This is a genomic window from Gramella sp. MAR_2010_147 (assembly GCF_900105135.1).
Taxonomy (GTDB): domain Bacteria; phylum Bacteroidota; class Bacteroidia; order Flavobacteriales; family Flavobacteriaceae; genus Christiangramia.
The window spans coordinates 1,487,851-1,503,609 of record NZ_LT629741.1 but is presented as its reverse complement, the minus strand read 5'-3'; the positions used below and the strand labels follow the sequence as shown (position 1 = coordinate 1,503,609).

At 33.1% G+C, this 15,759-nt stretch carries 14 protein-coding genes and 1 tRNA gene; 13 read left to right on the top strand and 2 right to left on the bottom strand.

Annotated elements, in window-relative coordinates; all coding sequences use genetic code 11:
* Positions 1-9: 9 nt before the first annotated feature.
* The gene (gene folP, locus BLT95_RS06860) at positions 10-834 is read right to left on the bottom strand and encodes a dihydropteroate synthase (RefSeq protein WP_089665371.1); all 825 of its coding nucleotides are present in this window, start codon (positions 832-834) and stop codon (positions 10-12) included.
* An 87-nt stretch (positions 835-921) separates the two neighbouring features.
* Here folP and BLT95_RS06855 point away from each other — a divergent pair, with 87 nt between their 5' ends.
* The 11 genes from BLT95_RS06855 (at position 922) to BLT95_RS06805 (ending at position 10,047) form a co-directional block, all read left to right on the top strand.
* The gene (locus BLT95_RS06855) at positions 922-1,482 is read left to right on the top strand and encodes a DUF1599 domain-containing protein (RefSeq protein ID WP_089665370.1); all 561 of its coding nucleotides are present in this window, start codon (positions 922-924) and stop codon (positions 1,480-1,482) included.
* Between the two features lie 7 nt (positions 1,483-1,489).
* Positions 1,490-2,584, top strand: a complete 1,095-nt coding sequence (locus BLT95_RS06850) for a BT_3928 family protein (protein ID WP_089665369.1) — start codon at positions 1,490-1,492, stop codon at positions 2,582-2,584.
* 148 nt (positions 2,585-2,732) lie between these two features.
* Entirely contained in the window at positions 2,733-3,485 is a 753-nt protein-coding gene (gene tpiA / locus BLT95_RS06845; RefSeq protein ID WP_089665368.1) for a triose-phosphate isomerase, read from the top strand.
* 2 nt (positions 3,486-3,487) lie between these two features.
* A complete protein-coding gene (gene prmA / locus BLT95_RS06840; RefSeq protein ID WP_089665367.1) occupies positions 3,488-4,321 on the top strand; it encodes a 50S ribosomal protein L11 methyltransferase in 834 nt (277 codons plus the stop codon).
* Positions 4,322-4,376: 55 nt separating this feature from the next.
* Complete coding sequence (locus BLT95_RS06835; RefSeq protein WP_089666866.1) at positions 4,377-4,652, top strand: ATP-dependent Clp protease adaptor ClpS; 276 nt, start codon at positions 4,377-4,379, stop codon at positions 4,650-4,652.
* 111 nt (positions 4,653-4,763) lie between these two features.
* Entirely contained in the window at positions 4,764-5,597 is an 834-nt protein-coding gene (locus tag BLT95_RS06830; protein ID WP_089665366.1) for a M57 family metalloprotease, read from the top strand.
* Between the two features lie 135 nt (positions 5,598-5,732).
* A tRNA-Arg gene (locus BLT95_RS06825) sits at positions 5,733-5,806 on the top strand.
* Positions 5,807-6,170: 364 nt separating this feature from the next.
* Positions 6,171-7,322: a site-specific integrase gene (locus BLT95_RS06820; protein WP_089665365.1), complete on the top strand. Its 1,152-nt coding sequence runs from the start codon at positions 6,171-6,173 to the stop codon at positions 7,320-7,322.
* A gap of 240 nt (positions 7,323-7,562) precedes the next feature.
* Entirely contained in the window at positions 7,563-8,525 is a 963-nt protein-coding gene (locus BLT95_RS06815) for a hypothetical protein (RefSeq protein ID WP_089665364.1), read from the top strand.
* Positions 8,526-8,675: 150 nt separating this feature from the next.
* On the top strand, positions 8,676-9,023 hold the full coding sequence (locus BLT95_RS06810) for a hypothetical protein (RefSeq protein ID WP_089665363.1): 348 nt from the start codon (positions 8,676-8,678) through the stop codon (positions 9,021-9,023).
* Positions 9,013-10,047: a hypothetical protein gene (locus BLT95_RS06805; RefSeq protein ID WP_089665362.1), complete on the top strand. Its 1,035-nt coding sequence runs from the start codon at positions 9,013-9,015 to the stop codon at positions 10,045-10,047. Before BLT95_RS06810 ends, BLT95_RS06805 begins: the two co-directional genes overlap by 11 nt.
* A 204-nt stretch (positions 10,048-10,251) precedes the next feature.
* Here BLT95_RS06805 and BLT95_RS06800 read toward each other — a convergent pair whose 3' ends face one another.
* Positions 10,252-14,043: an Eco57I restriction-modification methylase domain-containing protein gene (locus tag BLT95_RS06800; protein ID WP_089665361.1), complete on the bottom strand. Its 3,792-nt coding sequence runs from the start codon at positions 14,041-14,043 to the stop codon at positions 10,252-10,254.
* Between the two features lie 154 nt (positions 14,044-14,197).
* Here BLT95_RS06800 and BLT95_RS06795 point away from each other — a divergent pair, with 154 nt between their 5' ends.
* Together BLT95_RS06795 and BLT95_RS06790 are read left to right on the top strand one after the other, a co-directional pair.
* Positions 14,198-14,899, top strand: a complete 702-nt coding sequence (locus BLT95_RS06795; RefSeq protein WP_089665360.1) for a hypothetical protein — start codon at positions 14,198-14,200, stop codon at positions 14,897-14,899.
* A gap of 9 nt (positions 14,900-14,908) precedes the next feature.
* Positions 14,909-15,538 carry a hypothetical protein gene (locus BLT95_RS06790; protein ID WP_089665359.1) on the top strand — a complete coding sequence of 210 codons (630 nt, stop codon included), beginning with the start codon at positions 14,909-14,911 and terminating at the stop codon, positions 15,536-15,538.
* Positions 15,539-15,759 lie beyond the last annotated feature (221 nt).

Below are 15,759 nucleotides of genomic sequence, written 5' to 3'. Positions count from 1 at the left end.
AATCTAAAATTAGTTTATCAATTCACGGGTTAATTTGATGCATTCCACGGCTTCTTTCACATCATGGACCCGTAAAATATTGGCTCCTTTCAATAAAGCTGCAGTATTAAGGATGCTGGTTCCATTTAGAGCATCATCTGCTGAAATATCTAGTTTCTTCCAGATCATACTTTTTCTTGAAACTCCAATCAGTAAAGGTAGTTCCAGATTGCTGAAAAGCTCAAGTTTTGATAAAAGCTCAAAATTCTGTGCTATATTTTTTGCGAAACCGAAGCCCGGATCAATAATAATATCATGAATACCTAAGTCTCTTGCTGCTCTAATTCTTTCTGAAAAATAGAAAAGAACTTCTGAAGCCAGATCTTTATACTGGTTTTGATCTTTCATGTTTTGCGGCGTTCCCTTCATATGCATCATAATATAAGGAACCTGATGTTTGGCAATAATAGAAAGCATTTGATCATCCAGTTTTCCTGCAGAAATATCATTGATGATCGCAGCTCCGGCTTCGATGCTTTTTTCGGCAACTTTAGCTCTAAAAGTATCAATGGAAATCAGGGCTTTCGGGAATTCTTTCAAAATAAGTTCAATTGCCGGAAGCATTCGGCTTAATTCCTCTTCAACCGAAATATCGTTAGCACCAGGTCTCGAACTGTAAGCACCCAGATCCAGAAAAGTAGCTCCCTCTTCCAGCATTTTTTCTGCGGTGAAAAGGATCTCTTTTTCAGTATTAGACCTGCTTCCGCTGTAAAAAGAATCGGGAGTGATATTTATAATTCCCATTACTTTTGGCTGTGAAAGATCGAGGAGTTTGCCTTTACAATTGATAAACATGGGATTCTTTAGGTTTTTTGGTGGCCTGGAAATATCTTTGACTATCTGAAATATTTGCCCGAAATTTACGGAAATTACATCTACTTCATGCAGGATACCTCAAAACAATACGATGCAGTAATTGAAGGCTGCCGCAGTTTGTTTCTAAATAAAATGAAAGATTACGGCTGTGCCTGGAGAATTTTAAGACTGCCGTCGCTAACCGATCAAATCTTTATCAAAGCCCAGCGCATCCGTCAGTTGCAGGAAAGTGAAGTGCGAAAAGTAGACGAAGATGAAAAATCTGAATTTATCGGGATCATCAATTATTCGGTCATGGCGCTTATTCAGTTGGAAAGAGGAATTGCGCTTCAACCTGATCTTAATCCTGAAGAAGCTATCAAGTTGTACGATGAAAAGATTTCTGAAACAAAAGAATTGATGATGAATAAAAATCACGACTACGGGGAAGCCTGGCGTGATATGAGAATTAGCTCTCTAACAGATCTAATTATTCAGAAATTATTACGGGTAAAACAGATTGAAGACAATAAAGGGAAAACCCTCGTAAGTGAAGGGATAGACGCCAATTACCAGGATATGATCAATTATTCGGTTTTTGCGATGATTCATTTTAGCGAAGCCGAAGAGAAATCTATTATTAAATAAAATACCAATGAAAGCAATTGTTAGCATCGCCAGGATTTTGGTGGGAGTTCTTTTTATTTTTTCAGGATTTATAAAACTGAATGACCCTGTTGGTTTCTCTTATAAACTGCAGGAATATTTTAGCGAACCGGTGCTGGATATTCCATTTTTAATTCCTTTTGCATTAGTAATTGCCATTTTAATTGTTGTCTTTGAGCTTGTACTGGGAATTATGCTGCTCATTGGATATGCTCCGAAGTTTACAGGATGGAGTCTGTTGGTGATGATCGTTTTCTTTACATTTCTTACTTTTTATTCGGCTTACTTTAATAAAGTGACAGACTGTGGATGCTTTGGAGATGCCATCCCGCTCACGCCCTGGGAGTCTTTTTATAAAGATATAATACTGTTGTTTTTGATCTTAATTATCTTTTTCAATCAGAAATATATCAATCCTATTTTTCCGGTGAAATATCATAAATGGGTTATTTTTGCTTCGTTTATGGCTTGTTTTGCATTTTGCTATCATGTTTTAATGCATCTTCCTGTTTTCGATTTCAGACCTTACAGCATCGGGAATAATATTCCGGAAAAAATGAAACTGCCGGAGGGTGCGGCGATGGCAGAAGTGACTTACAGCTGGAAATTCAAAGTAGATGGAGAGGAGAAAGTAATTAAGAATAATGGTGCTTATCCTCAGATTGATGGTGAATTTATCGGTGTGGAAACCACACAAACGGGGGAGAATGCCATTGCTCCTATACATGATTTCGTAATTGAAGGGAAGGAAGGGGATATTACAGATGAAGTGCTATCTGCAAATAAGGTTTTGTTGATAGTAGCTTATAATCTTCGTTCTACCGAAAGAGATGGGTACGAGGCTGTAAAATCTTTAAGCGAAAATGCTAAGCAAAAGGGGTATCGGGTAATAGGTCTTACCGCTTCAGGAGAAGAATTCCAGAATGAATTAATAAAAGAATACAATCTGGATTTTGATTTTTATCAAACCGATGAGACAGCTTTAAAAACAATTGTTCGCTCTAACCCGGGATTTCTTACTCTTGAGAAAGGAACAATCACTCAGAAAAAACACTGGTTCGACGCTTCTGATATCAAATTGTAAAATTTTAAGGGAAGTCATTGAAAAGTCGCTAAAAATTCAAGGTTTTGCTTCGGTTTAAGATACAGTGAGTCTTCCTTTACTTATATTTGTTATTGTTGCTGAAATCTCCTGATTTCAGTAAAAAACTATCGAACCAAAACATAAAATTATGAGAGACAATATAGTTGCCGGAAACTGGAAAATGAATAATGATCTTGCAGAAACTGAAGAACTTTTAAGTAAGTTAAAACTTCAGATGGTTAGGGATCCAAAGGCTACAGTGATGGTAGCTCCTTCTTTCACAAATCTTTATCCAGCTTTCCAGGCTCTTAAAGATACTCCGGTTATAGTTGCTGCGCAAAATATGCATGAAAGCGAAAAAGGAGCTTTTACCGGCGAAGTCTCTGCCAGCATGTTGAAAAGTATAGGGATTACAACCGTAATTATTGGTCACAGTGAGCGAAGAGCTCATTTCGATGAAACCCATGATATTCTTGCCAAAAAAGTACAGGCCGCAATAGATAATGAAATGAAGGTGATCTTTTGTTTTGGCGAAGAGCTGGAAGATCGAAAAAGCGAAAAGCATTTTGATCTTGTAGAAAAGCAATTAAAGGAAAGTCTTTTTCAGTTACCACAGAGCGCCTGGAAAAATATCATTCTGGCATACGAACCAGTTTGGGCAATTGGAACAGGTGAAACTGCTAGCCCGGAACAGGCTCAGGAAATGCATAAACATGTACGAGAGCTTTTAAATAAAAATGTAGGGAAAGAAGTGGCAGATAATACTTCTATTCTTTACGGCGGAAGTGTGAAACCTAATAATGCAAAAGAGATCTTTGCGAAAGAAGATGTAGATGGGGGGCTTATTGGAGGAGCAAGTTTAAATGCAGTAGATTTTGTAGAGATCGTTAATTCATTTTAAAAATGGCAGGGAATTACTTTGAATTTCAGTTTAAGATAGAACCGGTACAGCCGGCCTCTGAAATTCTTATCGCTGAATTAGGCTATCTTGGTTTTGAGAGTTTTGTAGAGAACGACGATGGTATCACAGCTTATATTCCCGAAGAGGAATACGAAGAGGATATTCTGGCCAATGTACATATTTTGCAATCTGAAGATTTCAAGATCAGTTATGATCAAAAAGAAATAGAGCGGGTAAATTGGAATGAGGAATGGGAAAAGAATTTCACCCCCATTTTGGTTGATGATCATTGTAGTGTTAGAGCACCTTTTCACGAAAAACTGGATGTAGATTTTGATATTGTTATCGAGCCCAAGATGTCTTTTGGAACAGGACACCATGCGACTACCCATATGATGATCCAGCATATCCTTAAAAATGAGTGGGAAGGGAAAAGTGTTTTGGATATGGGATGCGGCACCGGGGTTCTGGCTATTCTGGCGGCTATGAAAGGCGCAAGAACTATAGATGCTATAGATATTGATAATTGGTGTTATTTGAACACCCTGGAGAATATTAGCAGAAATGACTGTGAACATATTAATGTGGAAGAAGGAGGAGCAGAGTTGCTAGAGGGTCGTGAATATGATATTATTCTCGCTAATATAAACAGAAATATCCTTTTACGGGATATACCAGTATATGGAAAGAACCTGAAAGAAAACGGGCAGCTTTTTCTTAGTGGCTTTTATGCTGGAGACCTTCCTGCTATAAAAAAAGCTTGTGCGGAAATTGGTTTGAATTTTATCGAAAATTTTGAAAGAAACGATTGGATAGCCGCAAAATTTTCACGCTAAGGTTTTTGATCATTATTTGTATCTTTAACGCATGTTGAAAGAGAAATTTTTGAAGATGAGCACCAAAGAAGAATTATTAGAAAAGGTCGAAGTAAAGACCAAAGAGAAAAAAGAAAACGAGATTGTATTATACAATGATGATTATAATACATTTGACCATGTTATTGATACTTTAATCGATGCCTGTGAACATACTCCTGAGCAGGCGGAACAGTGTTCAATTCTTGTTCATTATAAGGGAAAATGTACTGTAAAAACCGGACCTTATAAAGAATTGAAACCACGTTGCTCTAAATTATTAGATGCCGGTCTCAGTGCGGAAATCGTATAAATACGCACTCATAAATAAGAAAAATCTTACATTTTAACATTCTATACCCTGGAAATTTCAAAGATTTTTCTAGCTTGTGCTCATAAGTGCCCCAAAAATTAAAACCTACTTATGAAAACAATTAAACTACTTACGCTATTAATAGCGATTTCTGTATTTACTTCTTGTGAGAAAGATCAGGTATCTGAATCTGTAGCTGAAACTGCTGAAAAACCTTCTGATGGTATATCAAAGCAGGTTCGGGATAAAGTTGCCGATCTTCATTTTAATTCCAAACATGTCGAAAAAAACAAAATGTTACTACCCGATGGTAGTTTTACTGAAAATTATCTGATTGAAGGTGATATTGCAATGACAGCTGAACAAATGCAAACCATGTCATCTGTATCGGTTACAGATAAGCAATACCGAACTTACAACCTGGTAAGCACTCCAAGAACAGTTAATGTAATTGGTTACACTGGTGGTTCGCAAGCTTTAACTACAAAGCAAAGAACTGCATTGCAGTGGACGATTGATAACTACAATGCCTTAAACCTGGGAATTACGTTCACAGTTACTTTTGGAACCAATTATACACCTTATGATATCGTAGTGTATCAAAACCAAAATGGACAAGCAGGTGGAGTCGCAGGTTTTCCAAGCAACGGAAACCCTTATAAGTATGTGCAAATCTTTTCAGGAATGGAAGCATACAGTACAAACACCAATGAACATGTAATAACTCACGAAATTGGACATTCGGTTGGACTGCGTCATACAGACTGGTTTAGTCGTGAAAGCTGTGGACAGAGTGGAGAAAGTGCTGATCCTGATGGAGCAGTTCATATTCCTGGAACCCCAACCGGATATGACGCTACTTCTGTAATGCTTGCTTGCTTTGGAGCTAATGAAGATGGCGAATTTGGAGCAAACGATGAAACAGCCCTTAATTACTTATACTAACTAAACAAACCGGGTACTTATATAAAAGGCGGCTTGTCCGCCTTTTTTAATTAATTTTTCTAAAAATGGTTTTTCCTTTTCTAAAAAGGATATATATTTGCACCCGCTTAGCAAGACAGCAAAGCAATATTTTAAGGCCTCGTGGCGCAACTGAATAGCGCATCTGATTACGGCTCAGAAGGTTCCAGGTTTGAATCCTGGCGAGGTCACAAAATAAGTCTAACTTTGACTAACAAAGTCCTTAAAACCTCACTAATAGTGGGGTTTTTTTATTTATAACCTTACCCAAATTTGGTCATATTTAGACAAATTCATTAGCCCTATAGTTAGCCCTCTTTTTTTTACAAACGAAATTTGTGAAATTATAAAGTAGAGTTAACTCTCTTTTAGTCTTGAAACTTGTGGTACTTCATGGAAAGTAAATGGGAGAATTCTAAATTTTAACATTCTTCGGGAACTCCTATTCCCATTGGGATTTCTTTGATCTTTGTAAAAAATCATAAAATTTTATTGTGAAGAAATTTTGGTTCGGAGGTATTATACAATGTGAACTAAAATTAAAAATAATTCACAATGAAAAATTCATGGTCAGTAAAAACAATTTTAAGGAAGGACAAAGAAAAGAAAGACGGAACTTTTCCACTTAATTATTTAATTATTATCAATAGTAAATCTGTTCGTCTTCCTGTGGGGGAGTCACTAAAAAAAACTGAATGGGACGATAATAATAATTGCCCTCGAAAAAAAGGAAAGCTTGTTGATTTGAAAAATATACTAGAAAAACGAAAACAACAATTTAACGATTTTTTTATAGAGCAGGAATTAGCTGGGAAACCATTAAATATTACTCAAGCAAAATTGTTTTACCACGGTGAGAAAGACAAAGACTTTTATTGCCTTTTCGATAAATTTTGCGAAAGGAAATTTAAAACCATTAAACCGGGAACTCAGTATCATTATAAGCTATTTAAAAAACAGTTGAAAGAGTATCAGCCCTGTTTAAGTTTAATTGAAATCAATTATAAGTTTATAACTGAATTTCTTCATTATTTATCCTCTGATAAAAAGGTAGGTGCAAGTGGAATAGCAACAAGGCGGAAGATATTTTGTACTATCCTTGAGGAATTTGTGAGATTAGAATTGATAAAAAGTAATCCATGCAAGAGGATAAAAAAACCGAAGGAGAATGTAAGGGAAGAGTTTTTAACTAAAAAGGAACTGAATGCCTTCGCGACTGTTAACCTGAATATAGGTAAGCTTTCAAACGGTTTGAATCATACCAGAGATTTATTTTTATTTGGATGCTTTACAGGCTTAAGATATTCTGATTTGATAAACCTTAGGAAAGATCAAATCATTGGAGGGAGAATTGAGGTTGAAATGCAAAAAACGGGTAAGAAGGTCAAAATACCTTTAAATAAAGAAGCTAAGGAGATTATAAATAAATTTAAGAGCATTAAATCAGGTAATAGGGTATTTCCCTTCCGATGTAACGTATCAGTCAATAGAGATCTTAAATTTATTGCGCGAAGAGCTCATATTAATAAGCGAGTATCCTTTCATACGGCTAGACATACTTTTGGATCGATGTTAGCAAGTAATAATGTTCAGCCTTTTTATATAATGAAATTGATGGGGCATTCGGATATGAGAATGACAGCAAGATATGTGAATTCTAAAACTTCCATGCTCGAAGAAGCTATGAAAGCAGTAAATTTCCGTTAAATTTGAATTTAATTAATCAGATAGAGATGAAATAAGGTTTGTGAAAAACATATCATAGAGAAGCGTTAGCTTTTACTTGTCCCTTAAAAACCGCCAATTTTTAGAATACCGACAGTTGTAATAGTTGAACGCTCACGCTACGGCGTGGGCTGTTCCTATTTGTCGGATGAGTGCTTGGCGGTACTTTAAGGGCGTAGGATTCAGTTCCACGCTTTTTTTGTTACCTAAAAATAACCTCAGATGAAAAAAAAGATATTTATTGTATTCGTATTTATAATTTCAACGCTATGTCAGGGTCAAATTAAAAATCTTGATACTCTCCTTATTTTGTCCAAATTACACGTTGGAGAAGTGAGGGAAAACTTAAGATATGATTGGACTTTATTTGCACCAGAGGAAATCGTAGAGGATAAGATGGTTAAATCTGAATACAAATTTAGTTTCAACGATCGAAAATATGACCAGATAATTGGAAAAGTATATGTCGTGGATCACGAGTATAATTTAGAATATTCACAGACTTATTTGCTGTTCAATAATAGCTACTTATATGAAGATTTTAGAGAGAGTTTAAAGTATCATAGTTTCAGGTTTAAAACTAAAAAAGGTAGTAGGGAAATATATGACAACGGCTATTCAACAATTTTTCTTCAAAAAGGATTTATTCAGGGTTCTAAAAAATTTAATTACCTGCTTCAAATTTCAGAATTCAAGGAAAGGTTATTTAATCAGATAGTTAAAGAAAAAGAGCCGGATATAGCAATGGATCAACAAACTAAAAATGCCTTGGATCAAATTTTAAATGGAAGAAAAGATGATACCGATAAATTAACGGGAAAAGAATCAACCAAAATTTATTACGGAAGTAATGAAGATGCCAATCGAGAAGAAGATAAATATTATGGTCATGGCACAGGAATGAATGGTGATGGGAATTACCGACTAGGAGGGCGGAGTGCGGTTAAAAAATTAAAATTGAATAATAATTGTTCAGAATGGGGGATTGTAGTGGTGAAAATTGAAGTAAACCGGAATGGTGAAGTTATAAAAGCTGAACCAGGTGTAAAAGGAACGACAAATAATTCACCATGCTTAAATGAGGAGGCGAAATTGATGGCAATGAAAGTCCGATTTAATACAGATTATAATGCACCATCAAAACAAATAGGTACAATTATTATGCATTTTAACCCGGAAGATTAAAATTTAACATATCTATCTAAGTGTCTGATAATGATAATCTTGAAACCGCTTTTAAAGGCGGTTTTTTTATTTGTGATAAACTTTAACACTTTTTGCCGAACAGAAAAAAGACTTGGAGTTATTAGATAAGAAAATAATAAATCTAATATCATGAAACAATCACATTTAAAAATTGATGATCGGTTTGAAAAATTAGCTGTTTATCAGCTGAGAAAAATTAAACAAATGGAAAAAGAGCAGGAAAAGTTAAGGATTGAACAATTAACCTTTCTAAATGACCTCAGAACAGAAATAATAGAAGAAGTTAAAAATAAAAAATCAATGGATGATATTTTAAGCCCTAAGCAGGTGGCCAAAGAATATCAAGTAAGTCGCAAAACTTTTGACCGAATGGTTAATAATGGATTGCAAGTTTTACAAAGTCATTTTGGTGCTAGTGTAAGGGTAAAAAGGGAGAATTTGGAGAACTTTTTAAACGATAAATATCATGTTAGATAAATTTAAAGCAAAAGGCTCGATACCTTCTTACAGGCTGGATGAATTCTGTATAGTGCAGTATGCTGGAAAAGATAGATTTACAGGTGGTAGAGTTGAACTAGTCTCCATACCGAATATGAATAAGACTGAATATTTAGAGGGTAGAATATTTGAGAGCTCTATAGGCTATGATATCAAAATTGAAGGAAACCTAAGAAAATGGATGTACGGTGCTAAATGCCCCGTGAAGGATTTGCATTATAATGATTATTGTAACTGCATTAAATTAATAGCGAAAAGACTTGGAGTTGCTGAAGAGCATATCTGGAATTTAGAGTTTACTTATTTGGAAATGGGAGGCAATATTAAATTACCACGGAATTATGAAAAATTCATTCCCTGTTTAATTTCCTTTCCAGAGCTTAATTTAGACCGTTGGAAAGAATCTACTGTTTATTTTAGTGGAGCTAAATACAGCATTATATTTTATGATAAACTCAAGGAACTAAGAGATAAAAAAATGATATCTGGAAAAGTCGCCAATAAACTTATTAAAAAGCTTTTTATTTTGAGGTTTGAAATCAGAATTGCGGCTAAATCAGGTTATAGGAAAAATGAGCAAATTCAAAATTTTGGAGCGCTCAAGGAGAATTGGAACAATCTTCTAAAAGACTGGATTGAAACATTTAAAAAAGCTAAAGCAATAGATTTATTTTCTGATTCAGTCGAAGTGCCGGGAGGAACATTAACGAAGGCTGAGACCGCTAAATATTTTGTTTTCCTATTAATTAATGAAATTGGAGTAGATAGAGGGCTCTACCTTTTTAAACATTTCATGAAAGATAGAAAGTATCAAGCTGTGGATTATATCCAGAGTTTATTTAGGGATTTTAAATCGGGTGAGGAATGGGATTATTATAACAACATTTTAAAAGAGGTAGATAGAAAAGCAGAAAGAATGAAAAAAGGGTTTCATAACTCGTCCTATAATAATAAGAAGACTACTCCTAGAATAGGATATATAATAGAGGGTCGTAACATATAAAGTAAAACAAGTAGAAGAATCTAATACAAGTAAAATTAATAGGGCAAATTTAAAAATCGCACAAGAGATACAAGTACTTTCTTAAACAAGGTCTTACTTGTATCTCTTTTTTCATTTCAATGATGTTTTAACTACTTATTATCAATAATTAATATTTCCTTAAACTACAAAATGAAAGCCCATAAGAGTTGCTCAAAATTAAGTTTAGGAACTATAATTCTCGATAACTTCAATTTCACTCTCATTAAAATCAAATAAATCATAAACCATTTTATTTATTTTTTCTTCGAGGTAAAAACTATCGAAGTTGGAATTTTCCTTTTTTAAATTTAAAATTTGATCTACAATTTCCCCTATTTCATCTTCTGTTTTTTGATCAGGTACAGGTATAGGGACCTGTTCTAGGAAGGCTTTCTTATATCTAATTTTGCCTACAAGCTCTCCGCCCATATAAAAGGTGTTAAACAAGAAAGTAATGGCCTTAGAATTAAGTAAGGCAGTTAGATATTTTAGATTATTTCCAGAAATAAAAAAAGCTGTTGCTTCAGGGTAAAAGCCTTCTTCATCGTAATAAAATTGTGGCTCACTTACTATTTCAGAAAATATAATTTTTGGTTTAAGAAATTCCTTATAGTAGGTAATAGTATCTTGCGTTTCATACCATTTATGAGATGTTTTTTTTCTTGTTTTTTCAATTTCACCCTCTTCATTAATAAACTTTTCTCCAGTTTGCTTTATTTTCGGTTGAAACGACTTTAGATATTCCTCAATTATTGGGTAACTCTCAATATTAATATTACGAGCTGGGAAAGTAGTAATAGCACTTAAAGTAGGGTTGTTGTAAAAATATCGTCTTATATCTCTTCCTCTTAAAAGTGGTTTTATTAATTGTATATTATTAGGATCATCTTCTAGTAATTTTTTGGCTATATCATTAGATAAAATGAAAGCATCGTTTAATCCTGTAAGGAATCCCCGATAAAATTCAATGTTCCATTTTGATAATTTTCTACCCTTATTTTCTGCCTTTAATTTGAGCTCATAAAGATAATTTGGAATAATATTCCAAATGTCCTTACTTACCCTAACTGGTTGAATTTTATTTTCATTTATGAAATCTGAGAACTCTTCGGATGAAACATTTTGATTAAAAAAGTTATTAGGAAAACGAACTGCGGCTAAATTAGACTTAAACTCATTCTTTGAGAAAGAAATAATATTTGTATGAACAATAGCGCTTTCAAATATTAAGTTCTGGCCAAAATCAATAAGTTTAAATGGATTAGTTTGCTTTACTAAATATTCTCGCATATTCTTACCGTAATTGGCTCTCATCCATTTGTTTGAAATTATGAGGGTAGATATTCCATTGTTTTTTAAAATTTTATGAGACAATTCAATAAATAATGAATAGATGTCTCCAGATGATGTGAAGGATTTGAAATTCTTCGAAACCTGTTTAAGTTCTGGTGCTTTGCTAATTGAGAAATAAGGAGGATTCCCTATTATAGCATCAAATCCTATATACTCACCATCATCATTAAGAACTTCAGGAAATTCAAATCTCCACTCGAAAGCTTCCTCGAATACTTTATTGCTAATAATTTCGTTGACCTTTTTTTCTTGAGAAGCAATTAATTTTTTGAGCCTTTTCGTTTCAATATTTATCTTTTTTTTATCCATTTTGGTGCCGAATAAATCAATATTTGCTGTCTGCAAATTGATTAGTTGACCTCGATATCGAGCCAGGTCTTTATTTTCTTTGATATTGGTGTAGAACGTTGATTTAAAATCACCTTTTATTTTTTTTATCAGTGATTTCATTTCTCTTTTTTGTTCCTTGCTCTTAGCATTCATGTATGTCTTAACGGCACTCTTATATTCAGCAATACTAATTTCACTTTTTCGAAGTGTAGCCTGGAGGTCTGCGCCTAATTTAAATCTGCTTATAAGTGAATTACCACATTTTATATTGATATCAATATTTGGTAATGTCTCTAGTTCATTCGGAGTTTTATAATAGGCGTGCTTTAATAATTCAATCCAGAGTCTTAGTCGACATATTTTAACGGAATTTTGATTAATATCTACTCCGAATAAACAATTCTCAATTATGTTTTGTTTTTCATGAAAAAGTGCTTCCTGTACACGTTGGCTTTCCTTATTTAAAGGATTGTATTCGAAAAATTCACCATCTTCATCGGTAATTATCAATTCATCGTTGATAACTTCAAATTGATATTCTTTGAGACGATTTCCATTTCTATCTTGCAAAATTCTCAAATCATTTTTTATTGCTATTATTTCATTTAATGCAGATACAAGAAAGTGACCAGATCCTACGGCAGGATCGCATAATTTTAAATTATTGGTTATCTCATTGGCTTCCTTTCGGTCATCAATTTTGTTGTATAATTCATCAAGGTTTTTGCAATTCCAGTTTTTGACATTATTGAATCTTTGAAGTATAGCTTTACGAATTGTCTCCTTACACATATACATGGTGATAAAACCAGGTGTGAAAAATGATCCGTCCTTGTATCCGTTTATTTTTTCAAAAATTAATCCTAATACTGATGCATTAATTAATGTTTTATTTTCTTCTTGTATTTCTTCTGAACCTTCACTACTGAAGTCATAGGCATCTAAAAATTTGAATAAATATTCTAACGTATTTAGCTCTCCTATCTGTTTTTTGCCGTTTTTATTTTTTAGCACAGTAGATGAATAAACAGGAATTGTCTTATCATCACTTAAATTACTTATAAGTAGGGTAGCATGTTCGATACCAGTTGGTTCAAATAATGAACTATTCAGATATGGGATTTTTTCAAATAATTGTTTAACATCTTGATTCCGATCAGATTGTTCCTTCGCTAAAACTTGGAAGAATAATGTATTTAGATCGTCATAATTATGAACCTTTGAAATATTTAAAAACAAATATGAATCATCACCATTATGATAAGAGCTAAGTTGAGCTTCTAGTAGCTTAAGAAACAAAATACGATTGATCCAAGTGATGGTTAATTCTAGTGAAACATTAAATAAACGTTCTTCCTTAGAGTTGCCAAAATGACTTGGATTATTTAACCTACTTAGTTTATCAAGGCTATCAATTTGGATAATTGAATTTTCAATTAAGGAGCCCGTATTTCTATCTCCTTCTTTTTTTCGTTGGATCAGTTTATTACTTCCCTTTTTAATTTCCGATAATCCGATAATGTGTAGTAGTTCTCCATAAAACCTTTGGTCTAAACTATTACTATCATTTATAAAGGGGAGTTTAAGAAGATGCTCAGGGGATAAAAGTTTAAAGAGAGCAATGAGTTTGTTATCGTCCTTTGGATTATTATTTCGAAGAGGTTTTTCATAGTTACGAATATCAAAAAAAGTGAATTCGATATCACTTTTTAAACTGTCGATAAAGGGTTCCGCAATCTCCTTATAAAAAAACTCTGTGGTTTTCCCTGCTAATCTTTCATCTTCAAAATCGGTGAATTGTTTAACAAGAGATTTACTTTGGGCAAAATGCTTTTCAAAAATATTGGCATCAAAAATGAACCATTCATTAATATTAGTCGCAATTAAATACTTAATTTCTAAATTTTTATGCGTAATCCGTTCTCTTAAATAATAAAGGATCAATTCTTGAAATGCCTTAACATTCAATTTATGCTTGGTAAGCATTTCAGAACGATTTGTTGGCTTCTTTGCTTCAATTATTACTCCTACTGAACTATTAGCTTTTTTATCATTATGAATTACTAAATCATTTCTACCTTTCGTATTTATGAAATGGTTGGGATCATAGTATGTTTTTTTGAGAAAATCAGAAATAAGGTTTTTATGAAACTCCTCAGACTCTACGTCATTAGTCCTATCTAATAATTGAGTAAGGTTGGTTTTAAAAACTTCAATTGATGAGCGGTTAGGTTTTACTTTAAGATATGCTTTATTGAGAGCCTTACGTGGTTTTAAGAATTTTAGTTCCATTAAAGTCGGATAGTTTTGCTCCGTGAAGTTAATTATTTAATCTAAAAAATTGAACTTTCACGGTTGAGAGTAAATAAAAATATTGAATTCAAAACTTATTGTATATTGGTTGAGTGTTTAGATACCTGTATAAAAAGACCTTCTGACTAATAGCATGGCCAATTTTTATCTGAAATTTAATAGTGAGGATGATAGTATTGATTTCAATAATGCTGTTTCTATCTATGATTTAGGAGAAATACTAAAATCCCTTTTTTCAGCTATTTCTGCAAAGAAAAAGGATAATATAGTTTTATCTCAAGTTACAGATAATTGCTACCAAGTAGGATTTGCTACCACTAATAAATTCTTAGAGAAAAGAGTGGAAGATTTAGGACAGGAAATAATTGAAAAAAGAGATTTAGAACTATCTCCTTCAAAATTAAAATTCAAAAAAGCGGTTGCTAAACCAATGAAGGAAAAGTGGTATTTAGAAATTTTAAATTCTGATAAACAACCTGTAGTAACACTTCCATATGGTTTTGAGGAAAAATCAATTGAGTATTATTTTAGCAATAAGAGTTATGAAGGTTTCATAACCGAAATAGGAGATAAGGAATTAAATCCAAGTAATTTACATATCTACATTTCAGGTGAGAAAAATTTCAAAATATTTATCGAACAGGACCAACATGATGAGCTTGCTAAATACTATCGAAGGGCTAAGGTTAGAGTAAAAGTGAGACTCAAAAAATCCCTTACATCAGAGAGAATATTAAGTGCAAAATTAATATCATTTAAAGCTAAGGCAGATAAAAATTTCCCCTACAATATTGATGAAATAGACTTAAGTGAATTAAACTTTATTTACGAATAAATTATTTTAATGGGACTAATCAATTGGCAGAGAATTCTACTTGATACGAGTGTATTGATTAGGGTTCTGGATTTTAAAAAAAATGGTAAACCAGCGAATGAATTTGCCAATTCTCTTGTAGAGTTTTTGTCAAATACAGAAGCTCAGGTAAGCGATAATAAAAAGGCCAAAAGGCGATACTATATTTCCTCTATCAGTATCGCAGAAATTATTGATTCTACCCAGCCGTCTAGTTCCGAGAAAACTAAGCTCATAATTCAGGCTCTAAATGCAAATAACGTCCAAGTTATTGATTTTGATGAAGATGTGGCTAATATTTTTAGCCTAGAGTTTGTGGAAAAATTAGGGGTGAATTATGCGAAAGATATTTTATCAAAATGGGGAGAAATTAATTCTAAGGTCAATAGAGAGATACTGACTAAAGATTTAATGATTTTAGCTTCAGGAATTTATAATGATGTCGATGCCTACTTGTGTGTAGATAAAGGTATGTACAAACTTGGGAGAGAGGTTAATTTAGAAATGGTTTATGTGAAAAAGGAATTTTTCAATTTTAATGATAAATATTTCTTTGAGTTCTATAAACAAAAATGTGATACCGAACTGAAAGTTTCATCTTCATCATTAAAGGAAATCTAACAAATAATATCTTCCCAAAATTAGCCCTATAATTAGCCCTTGAATTAAAAAGGGAATTATAAACACTAGTAAATGCTGGTAATTTTGAATTAAGTTGTTACCCTGGCGAGGTCACAAAATAAATCCGCAGACACCGAAATAATAGTGTTTTGCGGATTTTTTATTTTGGTTTGTTCCGCCCATAGAGTAGCACTTGATTGAAAATTTAATACTCTAGAATC